A 15,049-nucleotide genomic window follows, 5' to 3' on the forward strand; every position below is an offset into this window, starting at 1 on the left:
CGGCTGGGCCCCGTCCGTTTCCCGGGATCAGATGGCCAGGACGGCCTTCTCCTCCGCGAAGTGGCACGCCGACTCGTGCGCGGCCAGGGAGTTCACGCCCTGGAGGCGCGTCGGGATCGCCAGCAGCGGCTCCTCCGTGGCGCAGCGCTCCTCCGCCTTCCAGCAGCGGGTGCGGAAGCGGCAGCCCGACGGCGGGTTGGCCGGCGAGGGGACGTCACCGGTGAGGATGATCCGCTCGCGGCCCTCGCGGGCCTCCGGGTCGGGGACCGGGACGGCCGACAGCAGCGCCTGCGTGTACGGGTGCGTCGGGTGGTCGTAGATCTGGGTGTCGGTGCCGATCTCGGCCATCTTGCCCAGGTACATGACGCCGACGCGGTCCGAGATGTGCCGGACGATCGAGAGGTCGTGCGCGATGAAGATGTAGGAGAGGTCGAACTCGTCCTGAAGCTTCTCCATCAGGTTGATGACCTGCGCCTGCACCGACACGTCGAGCGCGGAGACCGGCTCGTCGCAGATGATGATCTCCGGGTTGAGCGCGAGGCCGCGGGCGATGCCGATGCGCTGGCGCTGACCGCCGGAGAACTGGTGCGGGTACCGGTTGATGTACTCCGGGTTGAGCCCGACGACGTCGAGGAGTTCCTGCACCTTGCGGCGCCGGTCGCCCTTGGGGGCCACCTCGGGGTGGATGTCGTAGGTCTCGCCGATGATGTCGCCGACCGTCATGCGCGGGTTCAGCGAGGTGTACGGGTCCTGGAAGACCATCTGGATGTTGCGGCGGACGGCCTTCAGCGCACGCCCGGACAGCTTGGTGATGTCCTGACCCTTGTAGAAGACCTCGCCGGCGCTGGCCCGCTCCAGGTTCATCAGCAGCTTGGCGACGGTGGACTTGCCACAGCCGGACTCGCCGACGATGCCCAGCGTCTCGCCCCTGTACAGGTCGAAGCTGATGCCGTCGACGGCCTTGACCGCGCCGACCTGCTTCTTGAACAGGATGCCCTGGGTCAGCGGGAAGTGCTTGACCAGATTGCGGACCTGGAGGATCGGCTCGCGCTCGGGGGCGTTCTTGGTGAGCTCAGCCATGGAGCTGCTCCTTCCAGAAGTGGCAGGCGCTGGCGCGGCCGGGCAGCTCGGAGCCGTCCTGCTCGCTGACCACCTGGAGCAGGGGCACGTCGGTACGGCAGACGTCCTGCGCGACGGTGCAGCGCGGGTTGAACGAGCAGCCGGTCGGCAGCCGCAGGAGGTTGGGCGGCAGGCCCTTGATCGCGAAGAGCTCCTGGCCCTTCTGGTCGAGGCGCGGGATCGAGTCCAGCAGACCACGGGTGTACGGGTGCGCGGGGCGCTTGTAGATCTCGTGCACCGGGGCCGTCTCGACGATCCGGCCGGCGTACATGACCGCGATCTTGTCCGCGACGTCGGCAACGACGCCGAGGTCGTGGGTGATCAGGATCAGACCCATGTTGAGCTCGCGCTGGAGCTCCGCGAGCAGGTCCATGACCTGGGCCTGGACGGTCACGTCGAGGGCCGTGGTCGGCTCGTCGGCGATGATCAGGTCCGGCTCCAGCGCGATCGCCATGGCGATCATGATGCGCTGGCGCATACCGCCGGAGAAGTGGTGCGGGTAGTCGTCCACTCGCTCCTTCGCCGCCGGGATCTTGACCTTGTCCATCAGCTCGATGGCCTTGAGGCGGGCCGCCTTCTTCGACAGGCCCTGGTGGACGCGGAACATCTCGCCCAGCTGGTAGCCGACGGAGAGTACCGGGTTCAGCGAGGAGAGGGCGTCCTGGAAGATCATGGCGATCTTCCGGCCGCGCAGCTTGCGCCGCTCCTCGAAGCTCATCTTGAGCATGTCCTGGCCGCGGAAGAGGATCTCGCCCTGCGGGATCTTGCCGGGAGGCATGTCGAGGATGCCCATGATGGCCTGTGCCGTCACGGACTTGCCCGAGCCGGACTCGCCGAGGACGGCGAGGGTCTCGCCGGCGCTCACGCTGTAGTTGACGCCGTTGACGGCCTTGGCCACGCCGTCGCGGGTGTGGAACTCGACGTGCAGGTCGCGCACCTCAAGGAGCGGGCTCTGCTGGTTCCCGTCACGCGGGGAGGGAACAGTGCTGGTGTTGTCCATGGTGATCACGTACGCCCTCCTCAGCGCAGCTTGGGGTCGAGGGCGTTGCGGACCGCTTCGCCGAGCATGATGAAGGCGAGAACGGTGATGCTCAGCATGATCGAGGGGTAGAGCAGGATGTGCTGGGCCACTCGGATCTGCGCGGCACCGGCGGAGATGTCCACACCCCACGAGATGGTCGGGGCCGCGAGACCCAGACCCAGGTAGGACAGGGTGGCCTCGGCCGCGATGTAGCCGCCGAGAGCGATCGTGGACACCACGATCACGGGCGCCATGGCGTTCGGCAGGATGTGTCGCAGCAGGATCCGGCTGGTGCCGGCGCCCAGTGCCTTGGCGGCGTGCACGTAGTCGGCCTGCTTCACGGTGATGACCGAACCGCGCATGACGCGGGTGATCTGTGTCCAGCCCAGGAAGGCCAGGGCGAAGACGACCGTCCACACCGTGCGCTTGGTGAAGGCCTGGAGGACGACCATCGAGCCGAGCAGGAAGGGGATACCGAAGAAGATGTTGGTGATCCCGGAGATGAGCGTGTCCGTGAGCCCGCCGAAGTAGCCGGCGATCATGCCCGTGATGCCGCCGACGAGGGTGACGATCGCGGTGACGCAGGTGGCGACGATGATCGAGGCCCTGGTGCCGTAGATGAGGCGCGCGTAGACACTGCGGCCTTGGCCGTCGTACCCGAGCCAGTCGGGCGTACCGACCTTAGAAAGCTCCGGCTTGCCCAGGAAGTGGTGGACCAGATCGCCCTTGGTGGGGTCGGCACTGGTGAACCAGCCCGGGAAGACCGCGATCACCAGGAGGACGAAGATCAGCGCTGCGGAGACGACGAAGTACGGGTTGCGACGCAGGTCGGCCCACGCGTCGCCCCACAGGCTGCGCGCCTTCTCGTGGGTGACGGGCGCGATCGCGTCGACGGGTGCCAGGGCGCCCTCGGTCGAAACGGCTTCGGTCTTGGTCATGTCAGGCATACCGGATCCTCGGGTCCATGACCGCGTAGAGGAGGTCGACGAGCAGGCTGGCTATGAGGTAGACGACGACCAGGACGGTGACGACACCGACCACGGTCAGTCCCTCGCGTCGGATGACCGAGTCGTAGATCAGCCCGCCGACGCCCTTGACGTTGAAGATGCCCTCGGTGACGACGGCGCCACCCATGAGGGCGCCGATGTCGGTACCCAGGAAGGTGACGACGGGGATCATCGAGTTGCGCATCAGGTGCACACCGATGACGCGGCGCTTCGGAAGACCCTTGGCGACGGCGGTGCGCATGTAGTCCGCGCGCAGGTTCTCGGCCATCGACGTGCGGGTCAGGCGGGCCACGTAGGCCAGCGACAGCGAGCCGAGCACGATGGACGGCGCGATGAGCTCGGCCCACGTCTCCTTGTTGCTGACGTTGGGGTCGATCCAGCCGAGCTGGAAGGCGAACACCGACTTGACGATGAAGCCGAGCACGAAGACCGGCATCGAGATGATCAGCAGCGTGAGGATCAGGACCAGGTTGTCCACCAGCTTGCCGGCCTTGAGGCCGGCGACGATCCCGAGGGCCAGGCCCAGGACGATCTCGATGGCGAAGGCCAGGAAGGCGAGCCGGAGGGTGACCGGGAAGGCGGAACCGATGACGTCCGTGATCTCACGTCCGCTGCGGATCTGCTGTCCGAAGTCGAAGTGGAACAGGATGCCGGTGATGTAGTTGTAGTACTGCTGCCACACCGGCAGGTCCAACCCGTGCTCGTGCCGGAGTGCGGCCAGCGTGGCGGGGTCGGCGCCCTTGTCACCGAAGAGTCCGGCCACGGGGTCGCCGGGCAGGCTGTAGACCATAAAGAAGATAAGCGCGGTCGTCCCGAAGAAGACCGGGATCATCTGGAGCAGTCGTCGTGCGACATAGCGCCCCATCATGCCTCCGTAGAAGATGCGGCAGAGGCAGCCGGACGGGCCCTTTCGCCACGCACGCACGTGACGGAACCGTCACTGCGTCGCGAAAGGGCCCCCCGGGCTCTGCATTTAGGCCCGGATGCGGGCCGGCTCCCCGCCGGCCCACATCCGTCGAGCGGAATTACGCTGTGGGACTTACTTCTTGACCTCGACGCCTTCGAGGATCGGGTCGCCGTCCTGGGCGTACTTCACGTTCTGGACCTTCTCCGAGAAGCCCGCGTTGACCTTGTAGTACCAGAGCGGGATCGACGGCATGTAGTTGACCAGGTCCTTCTCCACGGCCTGGTACGCCTTCACCGACTCGTCGAGCGACGCGGCCGTGTCGGCAGCGGCGATCTTGGCGTCCAGGTCGGGGTTGGAGAACCCACCCTGGTTGCCGCCCGCGCCCGTGCGGAACAGGTCGCTGATGAAGTTGGCGTTCACCGGGTAGTCGAGGACCCAGCCGGAGCGGTAGATCGACTTGACCTGCTTGGTCTTACGGGCCTGGAGGTCGGCCTGGAAGTCCGGCTTGGCGTCACCGGTGCACTTGACGCCGGTGGCCTGGGTGATGCTGTTGCAGACAGCGTCGACCCATTCCTTGTGACCGCCGTCCGAGTTGAACTGGATGGAGATCTCGTTGTTCGGAACGCCACCGCCCGCGGCGATGAGCTCCTTGGCCTTGGCCGGGTTGAACTTGGTGATGTCACCGGTGGCGTTCGGCGTGTAGCCGAGGACGCCCTTGGCGACCCAGCCCGTGGCCGGCTCGCGGGTGCCCTGGAGCACCGTCTTGGTGATGGTGTCGCGGTCGATCGCCATCGACAGGCCCTGGATGACCTTCGGGTCGACCGGCTTCGGGGTCTTCCACTGGTCGGCGTAGAAGGCGATGGCCAGGGTCTGGATCGCGGAGTACGCCTGGTCCACGGCGCGGTTGCCGAGGTCGTTGCGGTAGACCGGGAGGTCCTTCGGGCCGATCTGACGCAGGACGTCGACGTTGCCCGACTTCAGGTCCTCGTAGGCGGTTTCGAGGGTGGAGTAGTTCTTGAGGATCACACCACCGTTCTTCGCCTTGTTCTCGCCCTTGTAGTCGTCGAAGCGGGTGAGCTCGATCTGCTTCTTGTGCTCCCACGACTTGAACTTGTAGGGGCCGTTGCCGACCGGCTTCTCACCGGCGGCCTTCGGGTCCTTGTAGAAGGACTCGGGCAGCGGGGAGAAGACCTCGTAGCCGAGCTTGTACGCGAAGTACGGCACGGCGTTGGCGAGCTCGATGGTGAAGGTGTTCTCGTCGACGACCTTCAGACCCTCCAGCGCCTCGGCGGTGGGCTTGGCGCCCTCGGCCTCGGGGTGGAGCGCCTCGTAGCCCTTGATGTCCGCGAACCAGGACGCGTTGCCCTGCTTGTTGTTGATGTTCGCGGCCCAGTTCCAGGCCTTGACGTACGAGTCGGCGGTCACCTTGGTGCCGTCGTGGAAGGTCCAGCCCGGCTTGAGCTTGACGGTCCAGAGCTTGCTGTCCTTGGACTCGACGGACTCGGCGTTGACCATGGTCAGCTTGCCGTCGGCGTCGTAGTCGACGAGCTGCGAGAACAGCCCGGACATGACGATCGAGCCGTTGGACTCCATCGTGTCGGCCGGCTGGAGGAGCTTCTCGGGCTCGCCCACCTCGACGGAGTAGATGCCGTTCGGGTCAACCTCACCCTTGCCGGCGGCGTCGCCCTTGTCGTTGCCACCGCAGGCGGTCGCAGCCAGGGCGACGACAATCGCGCCCGCTACCCACTTGGCGCTCTTGGCACCGCGCATGGGTTTCCTCCTCATGAGTCCACTGTTTGATGTGCGGGACACATGAACGTTTCGCCGACACCCCTGACGGCGAGTTGAACAGTGCCCCGAGTGTGCTCGTGAGTCGACGCTCCCCACAGCGTGTGACCCATTGACCCGAGCTCAATGGAGCCATCCTCAGGGACGCCCTGACCGTAAACCACACTTAACTGGTCTCGTTTTCACAACATCACCGCATGGCGAAAACCCGAAATCCGGACAAACGGATAGGAGACAGACACGTGCGAAACGGACTGTTAGTTCATCTTCCGGATTGTCACGGTCGGTATGCGGACACCGTGGACACTGGAACGCAATAATCCGGTTGACAAACGCCAACAACCCCTCCCCCACGAAACCGTGGTGGAGGGGTTGCGGGTGGAACGACGGCCCGACCGGACCGACTTGCGGTTACTTCGCGGACTTGGCGCGCGAAGCGGTGCGCGAGCGCTCCTTCTGGTCCAGGACGACCTTGCGGATGCGGACGGCCTCCGGGGTCACCTCGACGCACTCGTCGTCGCGGCAGAACTCCAGGGACTGCTCCAGGGAGAGCTTGCGCGGCGGGATCACGTTCTCCGTGTTGTCCGCCGAAGCCGCACGCATGTTCGTGAGCTTCTTCTCCTTGGTGATGTTCACGTCCATGTCGTCGGAGCGCGAGTTCTCGCCGACGATCATGCCCTCGTACACCTCGGTGCCGGGGTCGGTGAACAGGACGCCGCGCTCCTGCAGGTTGATCATCGCGAACGGCGTGACCGCACCGGCGCGGTCGGCGACCAGGGAGCCGTTGTTACGGGTGACCAGCTGGCCGAACCACGGCTCGTGGCCCTCGTGGATCGAGTGGGCGATACCCGTACCGCGGGTGTTGGTCAGGAACTCCGTACGGAAGCCGATGAGGCCGCGCGACGGGACGACGAACTCCATGCGGACCCAGCCGGAGCCGTGGTTCGACATGTTGTCCATACGGCCCTTGCGGACGCCCATGAGCTGCGTGACGGCGCCCATGTGCTCCTCGGGCACGTCGATCGTCATGCGCTCGACCGGCTCGTGCACCTTGCCGTCGATCTCCTGCGTGACGACCTGCGGCTTGCCGATGGTCAGCTCGAAGCCCTCGCGGCGCATCTGCTCGACCAGGATGGCGAGCGCGAGCTCGCCGCGGCCCTGGACCTCCCAGGCGTCCGGGCGCTCGGTGTCGAGCACGCGGAGGGAGACGTTACCGATGAGCTCGCGGTCGAGGCGGTCCTTGACCTGGCGGGCGGTGACCTTGCGGTCCTTGACCGCGGACTTGGCGTCCGCGCCCTTGCCCGTGCCGCCGCGGCCGACCAGCGGCGAGGTGTTGGTGCCGATGGTCATGGAGATCGCCGGCTCGTCGACCGAGATCAGCGGCAGCGCGATCGGGTTCTCCGGGTCGGCCAGGGTCTCGCCGATCATGATGTCCGGGATACCGGCGACGGCGCAGATGTCACCGGGGCCGGCGACCTCCGCCGGCTTGCGGGTGAGCGCCTCGGTCATCATCAGTTCGGTGATGCGGACGTTCGACATGGTGCCGTCGCGCTTGATCCAGGCCACGGTCTGGCCCTTGCGCAGCTCGCCCTGCTCGACGCGCAGGAGCGCGATGCGGCCGAGGAAGTTGTCGGCGTCCAGGTTGGTGACGTGGGCCTGGAGCGGCGCCTCTTCGTCGTACACCGGGGCGGGGACGTGCTCCAGGATGGTGGAGAAGAACGGCTCCAGGCTGTCGCTGTCCGCGGGGACGGTGCCGTCCTCCGGCTTGGTCAGCGAGGCGATGCCGTCACGGCCGCAGGCGTAGACGATCGGGAACTCGATCTGCTCCTCGGTCGCGTCCAGGTCCAGGAAGAGGTCGTACGTCTCGTTGACGACGTCGTCGATCCGGGAGTCGGGGCGGTCGGTCTTGTTGATGCAGAGGATGACCGGCATCTTCGCCTGCAGGGCCTTGCGCAGGACGAAGCGGGTCTGCGGCAGCGGACCCTCGGAGGCGTCCACCAGCAGGACGACCGCGTCCACCATCGACAGACCGCGCTCGACCTCGCCACCGAAGTCGGCGTGGCCGGGGGTGTCGATGATGTTGATCGTGATCGGGGCCCCGCCGTCCTTGGGGTGGTACTTCACCGCCGTGTTCTTGGCGAGGATCGTGATGCCCTTCTCACGCTCCAGGTCGTTCGAGTCCATCATGCGGTCGTCGAGGTGCTGGTGGGCGGCGAAGGCACCGGCCTGCTTGAGCATGGCATCGACGATGGTCGTCTTGCCATGGTCGACGTGGGCGACGATGGCGACGTTACGGATGTCGTGGCGCGTGGGCACTTCGGCGCTTCTCCCGGGATCGTGGATGGCGGCGCGTACGGTCCGGCACGCGCGCCTCGACCGGGCGGAAAACCTGCCACGGCCTTACCCCATCGTACGTCGCGTGGCGGGAACCGCCCGCCGGGGGGTCTGTCAAGAGGCCGGACGGCTGAGCAGGGCCGGGTGCGGGGTGGGGGGTCCCGGCCGTGGGTGGTGCGGGTATCGCCGCGGGTCAACGGGCATGGTCAATGGGTATGCAACGACCTTGCCCGCCGGAAGTCCGGCGGGCAAGCGACTTGAGTCACATCTGAGCTTGGGGCCGGACATCAACCCGTCCGGCCCCGTTTCGTCACTACTTCTTCTTCAGGTTTTCCTTGGCGGTAGGCGGCTTCTTCCAGCCGATGTCCTGGAAGCGGGGGGTGCCGAGGCCGAAGGCGCCGGCGTTGGCCAGGTTCGGCTTGACGGCCACCAGCTCGGGGCGCTGGTAGAGCGGGATGGAGCCGGCGGCGGCCCAGATCCGGGCGTCCGCCTTGCGCATCAGCTCGCGCGAGGCCTCCTCGTCCAGCTCGCCGAGCGCCTGGTCGAAGAGCTGGTCGATGTGGTCGGTGCCGACGCGGGTGTAGTTCTGTTCGACGAGGAGCGAGCCGTCGGCGGCCGGTTCCGGCTTCGCGAAGATCGGGCGGGCGTCGGTGGCCGGGTAGGCCGTCGCGGGCCAGGAGTAGAGCGCCAGGTCGTACTGGCCCGAGGCGACGTGGTCCTTGAAGAAGCTCTCGTCGGCGACCTTGGTCACCTCGGTGTTGACGCCGACCTTCTTCAGCATCTGCGCGATCCGCTCACCGACGGTGCGCAGGGCCTCCGAGCCGGGGCCGGCCGGGAGGACGAAGCGCAGGTTGAGGGCCTTGCCGTCCTTGGCGAGCATGTTCCCGGAGGTACGGACCTGCTTGGCCGGGGCGGGCGCCGGGGAGGCGCTGGCCTTGCCGGGGCCGGGGGCCTCGCCGTCGCGGGCGGGGCCGCGCTTCGCGTCGTCCACGGCGTCCGGGTCGGCGGCCGCGCCGGCCTCGCCGTCCTGGCCCGAGGGGTCGACCCGCTCGCCGCGCACGCCCTGGGGAGACGTTTCCCCTCCGGTCCTGATCGCGGACTCCACCACCGGGAGCCCCCGGTCCAGGCCGTCCCCGTTGCGCCCGTCGGTCTCGCCCACGATGTAGAGCCCGTCGTTGCCGGTGCCCGGGCCCGAGGGGGTCTTCGAGTCGTCCTGGCCCTCCTCGCCCTCCGGGCCGGCCTTCGAGCCCGCCGGCTCGGTGATCTTGCCGCCCCGGCGCCAGCCCGCGTCGGCCAGCAGGGCCTCGGCGGCGTGCAGGTCCTTGCCGCCGAGCGCGTCGCTGTTGTCGGCGTACGCCCGCTGCCCGGCCAGCGCCACGTGGCTGCCGACGGGCTTCGCCGGGAGGCCGAGCGGCTTCAGTACGATCTCGGCCAGTTCCTTGCGGTCCAGGGCCCGGGCCACCGCCCGCCGGACCCGCTCGTCGGCCAGCGGGCCGGAGGCCCCGTTCATCGCCAGCTGCGTGTAGGCCGGCTCCAGGGACTTGCGGACGGTGAAGGTGCGCAGGGCCGACTGCTCGTCGGCGTAGTTCTTCGCCGCCTCGGCGTTCTGTGCCCGGGTCTCGCGCTCCGTCGCCGCCTTGCCCTCGTCGGCGCCGTACGCGATCGCCCACGACAGCGTGGCCTGCGCCGGGGTCATCGCCGCGCCGGGCCCGTGCGCCGGGGCCCCGCCGGTGCCCGGGGCGCGCTCCGCGTCCCGGTGGGCCAGGGCGATGCGCTCGGCGCCCGCGCGGTCGATCTCCGCCAGGTCCACCTTGCCGGCGGCCAGCGCGGCCGGCCGCTGGGCGCGGGGTACGGCGGTCAGGACCAGGGAGTCCAGCTTGGCCGGGCGGCCCCACCAGCGGGCGCTGCGGGTCAGGGCGACGGTGCCGGTCTTCTTGTCGACGGCCCCGAGGTTGAAGGGGCCCGCCGTGACCTTGAGGGTGCCGCGGGCTCCCTCGTTGAAGGCGTCCGGGGTGCCGGTGACCTGCTTGGGGTAGAGCGGGGAGAACAGGGAGCGCCAGTCGGTGTACGGCTTGGCGAAGGTGACCTTGACCTCCAGATCGGTCTTGCCGCGCTCGATCTTCTCGATCCGGTCGTACCCGGCGTTGCGGGCCGTCCAGTACGCCGAGTCCTTGCCGTTCAGGGCCCGCCACTGGGCCACGAAGTCGGCGGCGCCGATCTCGCGTCCGTCGCTCCACACCGCCTGCTGGTTCAGCTTGTACAGGACGACCTGCTTGGGCTCGCGCTCGACGACCTCGGCCTTCTCCAGGTAGTCCGGGTTGGCGACCGGCCGGCCCTTGTCGTCCAGGACGAACAGCTGCGGCAGCACCGCCCCGGCGATCCGGGTGGTGGTGGCGTCCGCGTCGGCCTGGAAGGTGTTCAGGGTGTCCGGCAGGGAGTCCACCGCCCAGCGCAGCACTCCGCCGTCGGCGACCTTGTCGCGGGCCGTGGCCGCGATGTCCTGTCCGGCGGCCACCGGGCCGCCCTCGTCGTCACCAGAGCCGCAGCCCGCGAGCAGCGGCAGTGCGAGGACTCCCGAGGTCAGGAGCGCCAAGGACCTGCGCCTTCTCTGGGACATGGGTGGTACCTCCGGGGCGGGGCGTGAAAGGGGCAGCTTGATCACGTTTGGCGGTATATGGAGCTGATCACACTGGGTGCCGCAACACACTGAAATCCACCGCCCGCCGCACCACTCGCAGCCGCCCCTCGCCACGCCGCGAACCCCACCCGTGCGGACCAATCCGGCTTGCGCCGCGAGCGGGCGTTCCCCCGGAAGAGGGATCGGACCCGGAGCGGGGAGGGGCGCACGGATCGAGCCTGCGCGCCCGCAATCGGTGCACGTCCCTTCACAACCGGGGACGGGAGGCGCGACACTCGCAGGCGCACATGAGCGTTGCCACCGCAACCAGCGGAAGTGAGGGCAAGTCATGTCCCTGCACGACGATTTGACCGCCGTACGACGCAATCTGAACGAGCTGGTCCGCTCGGTGGAACGGCTGGAGCGAGACGTCGAGGACGCGGCCCGGCAGGCTCCGGCCGCCCCGCGGGCCCCGCGGCAGGAGGGGATGGTCCAGGTCCCGGACACCCCGTACGACAGCTCGCTGTGGACGGACGCCGACGACGAGGGTCTCGGCTCCCGCGGCCGCCGGGCCCCCTGACCGGCGCCCGCACCCGCGCGCCGGGCACGGGCACCCGCCCGGAGTCCGGACCCCGCGCCCCCGCACACCCCCGGCACGCCACCCGGCCCGGCCGTCCGCGGCCGGGCCCCGTGGGTCACCCCTCATCACTCCACCCGGAGTCCCCTTTGGCCACAGGTACGGAACCACCCCGGCAGCTGACCGGTGTCCACGACGCCTCCCGGGCCGCGATCGCCGGCCGGCACCTGCGCACCGACCGGTGGTGGCTGGCCCCCGCCGTCACCGCGGCCGGGCTGCTCGCCTTCATCGTCTACTCGACGTGGCGGGCCTTCGCGAACGCCGACTACTACGCGGCCCCGTACGTCTCCCCGTTCTACTCCCCGTGTCTCGCGGAGAACTGCCGCGAGATGCGCGGCGGCCCGAACCTGGACCTGTTCGGCAGCTGGTGGGGCCTGTCCCCCGCCCTGCTGATCCTGGTCTTCCCGCTCGGCTTCCGGCTGACCTGCTACTACTACCGCAAGGCGTACTACCGGGGCTTCTGGGCCTCGCCGCCCGCCTGCGCCGTCGCCGAGCCGCACGCGAAGTACACCGGCGAGACGCGCTTCCCGCTGATCCTCCAGAACATGCACCGGTACTTCTTCTACGCGGCGCTGCCGGTCGCGGGCATCCTCACGTACGACACGGTGCTGACGTTCCGAAACGACCGGTACGAGTGGGGCCACATGGGCCTGGGAACGCTGCTGTTCCTCGTCAACATCGCGCTGATCTGGGCCTACACCCTGTCCTGCCACTCCTGTCGGCACATCATGGGCGGCCGCCTGCGGCACTTCTCCAAGCACCCGGTGCGCTACCGGATGTGGGGCTGGATCAGCCGGCTCAACACCCGCCACATGCAGCTGGCGTGGGCCTCCCTGATCAGCGTGGCCCTGTGCGACTTCTACGTGTACCTGCTGGCGAGCGGCGCCTTCAACGATCCGAGGTTCTTCTGACATGGCTCAAGTCGACCGGCAGCAGTGGGACGTGGTCGTGGTGGGCGCGGGAGGCGCCGGGCTGCGGGCCGCGATCGAGGCGCGCGAGCGGGGCATGCGTACGGCCGTGATCTGCAAGTCCCTCTTCGGCAAGGCCCATACGGTGATGGCCGAGGGCGGGATCGCCGCCTCCATGGGCAACGTCAACGAGGGCGACAACTGGCAGGTGCACTTCCGCGACACCATGCGCGGGGGCAAGTTCCTGAACCAGTGGCGGATGGCGGAGCTCCACGCGAAGGAGGCCCCGGAGCGGGTCTGGGAGCTGGAGACCTGGGGCGCGCTCTTCGACCGCACCCCGGACGGGAAGATCTCCCAGCGCAACTTCGGCGGCCACGAGTACCCGCGCCTCGCGCACGTGGGCGACCGGACCGGTCTGGAGCTGATCCGCACCCTCCAGCAGAAGATCGTCCAGCTCCAGCAGGAGGACTTCAAGGAGTACGGGGACCACGAGGCGCGGCTGAAGGTCTTCCAGGAGTGCACGGTCACCCGGGTCCTGAAGGATCGCGGCCCGAAGGACGGGGAGAGGGTCGCGGGCGCCTTCTGCTACGAGCGGGAGTCCGGCCGGTTCTTCGTCCTGGAGGCGCCCGCGGTGGTTCTGGCCACGGGCGGGATCGGCAAGTCCTTCAAGACGACCTCCAACTCCTGGGAGTACACGGGCGACGGCCACGCGCTGGCGCTGCTCGCCGGGGCGCCCCTGCTGAACATGGAGTTCGTGCAGTTCCACCCGACCGGCATGGTCTGGCCGCCCTCGGTCAAGGGCATCCTCGTCACCGAGTCGGTGCGCGGCGACGGCGGGGTGCTGCGCAACAGCGAGGGCAAGCGGTTCATGTTCGACTACGTCCCGGACGTCTTCAAGGAGAAGTACGCGGAGTCCGAGGACGAGGGCGACCGCTGGTACGAGGACCCGGACCACAACCGGCGCCCGCCCGAGCTGCTCCCCCGCGACGAGGTGGCCCGGGCCATCAACTCCGAGGTCAAGGCCGGCCGCGGCTCCCCGCACGGCGGGGTGTTCCTCGACGTGTCCACGCGGATGCCGGCCGAGAGGATCCGCCGACGCCTTCCGTCCATGTACCACCAGTTCAAAGAACTGGCGGACGTGGACATCACCGCCGAGCCGATGGAGGTCGGCCCGACCTGCCACTACGTGATGGGCGGGATCGCGGTGGACTCCGACACCGCCGCCACCGTCGGGGTGCCGGGCCTGTTCGCGGCCGGCGAGGTCGCGGGCGGCATGCACGGCTCGAACCGGCTCGGCGGGAACTCCCTTTCCGACCTGCTGGTGTTCGGCCGCCGGGCCGGGCTGCACGCGGCCGAGTACGCCGCTGGCCTCGCCGGGGCGCCGCCCGCGGTCTCCCAGGCGCAGATCGACGCGGCCGCGGCCGAGGCGCTGGCCCCGTTCCACGCCGCCGAGGGCGCGGAGAACCCGTACACGCTCCACCAGGAGCTCCAGACGACCATGAACGACCTGGTCGGGATCATCCGCCGCGAGGGCGAGATGGCCGAGGCCCTGGAGCGGCTGGCGGGTCTGCGCGTACGGGCGGCCCGGGCCGGGGTCGAGGGGCACCGGCAGTTCAACCCGGGCTGGCACCTCGCCCTGGACCTGCGCAACATGCTGCTGGTCAGCGAGTGCGTGGCCCGCGCCGCCCTGGAGCGCACCGAGAGCCGCGGCGGGCACACCCGGGAGGACTGCCCGGCGATGGAGCGCAGCTGGCGCCCGGTGAACCTGCTGTGCCGGCCGGTGGAGCCGGTCCCCGAGGACCCGGCCGCCGACCGCATCGCGCTGGAGCGCACCCGTACCGAACCCGTCCGCCCCGACCTGCTCGCGCTCTTCGAGAAGGAAGAGCTGGTCAAGTACCTCGCCGAAGAGGAGCTGTACGAATGAGTACGTACGACGCGAGCTTCCGGATCTGGCGCGGGGACGCGGAAGGCGGGGAACTGCGGGACTTCACCGTCGAGGTGAACGACGGCGAGGTCGTCCTGGACATCGTCCACCGGCTCCAGGCCACGCAGACCCCGGACCTCGCGGTGCGGTGGAACTGCAAGGCGGGCAAGTGCGGTTCGTGCAGTGCGGAGGTCAACGGGCGGCCGCGGCTGATGTGCATGACGCGCATGTCCACCTTCGAGCGGACCGAGACGATCACGGTCACGCCGCTGCGCGCGTTCCCGGTGGTCCGGGACCTGGTGACGAACGTGTCGTTCAACTACGAGAAGGCGCGCGAGGTCCCGGCCTTCGTGCCCCCGCCGGGCCTGGCTCCGGGCGCGTACCGGATGCAGCAGGTGGACGTGGACCGCTCGCAGGAGTTCAGGAAGTGCATCGAGTGCTTCCTGTGCCAGGACACCTGCCACGTGGTGCGCGACCACGAGGAGAACAAGACCGCCTTCGCCGGCCCCCGCTTCCTGATGCGGGTGGCCGAGCTGGACATGCACCCGCTGGACGCGGCCGCCGAGGCGGGCCTGGACCGCAAGCGCACGGCCCAGGAGGAGCACGGGCTCGGCTACTGCAACATCACCAAGTGCTGCACGGAAGTCTGCCCGGAGGGCATCAAGATCACCGACAATGCGCTGATCCCGCTGAAGGAGCGGGTGGTGGACCGCACGTACGACCCGCTGGTGTGGCTGGGCAACAAGATCCGCAGGCGCGGCGACACGTAGCACCCCCGGCCGTTCAC

At 68.8% G+C, this 15,049-nt stretch carries 11 protein-coding genes; 4 read left to right on the plus strand and 7 right to left on the minus strand.

Annotated features, from left to right (window positions below; all coding sequences use genetic code 11):
* Positions 1-27: 27 nt before the first annotated feature.
* The 7 genes from CP980_RS12040 to CP980_RS12070 all read right to left on the minus strand — a co-directional run bounded on the left by CP980_RS12040 (position 28) and on the right by CP980_RS12070 (position 10,793).
* Positions 28-1,080, minus strand: coding sequence for an ABC transporter ATP-binding protein (locus CP980_RS12040; RefSeq protein WP_132756505.1), 1,053 nt, complete (start codon positions 1,078-1,080; stop codon positions 28-30).
* Entirely contained in the window at positions 1,073-2,119 is a 1,047-nt protein-coding gene (locus tag CP980_RS12045; RefSeq protein WP_373312846.1) for an ABC transporter ATP-binding protein, read from the minus strand. Before CP980_RS12045 ends, CP980_RS12040 begins: the two co-directional genes overlap by 8 nt.
* Before the next feature lie 20 nt (positions 2,120-2,139).
* Entirely contained in the window at positions 2,140-3,087 is a 948-nt protein-coding gene (locus CP980_RS12050) for an ABC transporter permease (RefSeq protein WP_132756501.1), read from the minus strand.
* Positions 3,080-4,012, minus strand: coding sequence for an ABC transporter permease (locus tag CP980_RS12055; RefSeq protein WP_132756499.1), 933 nt, complete (start codon positions 4,010-4,012; stop codon positions 3,080-3,082). The genes CP980_RS12050 and CP980_RS12055 overlap by 8 nt, the downstream gene beginning before the upstream one ends.
* A gap of 174 nt (positions 4,013-4,186) precedes the next feature.
* On the minus strand, positions 4,187-5,824 hold the full coding sequence (locus tag CP980_RS12060) for a peptide ABC transporter substrate-binding protein (protein WP_132756497.1): 1,638 nt from the start codon (positions 5,822-5,824) through the stop codon (positions 4,187-4,189).
* 429 nt (positions 5,825-6,253) lie between these two features.
* A complete protein-coding gene (gene typA / locus CP980_RS12065) occupies positions 6,254-8,158 on the minus strand; it encodes a translational GTPase TypA (RefSeq protein WP_132756495.1) in 1,905 nt (634 codons plus the stop codon).
* 331 nt (positions 8,159-8,489) lie between these two features.
* Complete coding sequence (locus CP980_RS12070) at positions 8,490-10,793, minus strand: ABC transporter family substrate-binding protein (protein ID WP_132756493.1); 2,304 nt, start codon at positions 10,791-10,793, stop codon at positions 8,490-8,492.
* A gap of 349 nt (positions 10,794-11,142) precedes the next feature.
* On the opposite strand from CP980_RS12070, the gene CP980_RS12075 reads away from it, so the two are divergent.
* The 4 genes from CP980_RS12075 (at position 11,143) to CP980_RS12090 (ending at position 15,032) form a co-directional block, all read left to right on the plus strand.
* Entirely contained in the window at positions 11,143-11,373 is a 231-nt protein-coding gene (locus CP980_RS12075) for a hypothetical protein (protein ID WP_099889657.1), read from the plus strand.
* 146 nt (positions 11,374-11,519) lie between these two features.
* Positions 11,520-12,341, plus strand: coding sequence for a hypothetical protein (locus tag CP980_RS12080; protein WP_132756489.1), 822 nt, complete (start codon positions 11,520-11,522; stop codon positions 12,339-12,341).
* Position 12,342: 1 nt separating this feature from the next.
* Entirely contained in the window at positions 12,343-14,262 is a 1,920-nt protein-coding gene (locus CP980_RS12085) for a fumarate reductase/succinate dehydrogenase flavoprotein subunit (RefSeq protein WP_150528145.1), read from the plus strand.
* Complete coding sequence (locus tag CP980_RS12090) at positions 14,259-15,032, plus strand: succinate dehydrogenase/fumarate reductase iron-sulfur subunit (RefSeq protein ID WP_150528146.1); 774 nt, start codon at positions 14,259-14,261, stop codon at positions 15,030-15,032. Before CP980_RS12085 ends, CP980_RS12090 begins: the two co-directional genes overlap by 4 nt.
* Positions 15,033-15,049: the final 17 nt, after the last annotated feature.

Origin of the sequence: Streptomyces vinaceus (assembly GCF_008704935.1) — a bacterium.
GTDB classification, from domain to species: domain Bacteria; phylum Actinomycetota; class Actinomycetes; order Streptomycetales; family Streptomycetaceae; genus Streptomyces; species Streptomyces vinaceus.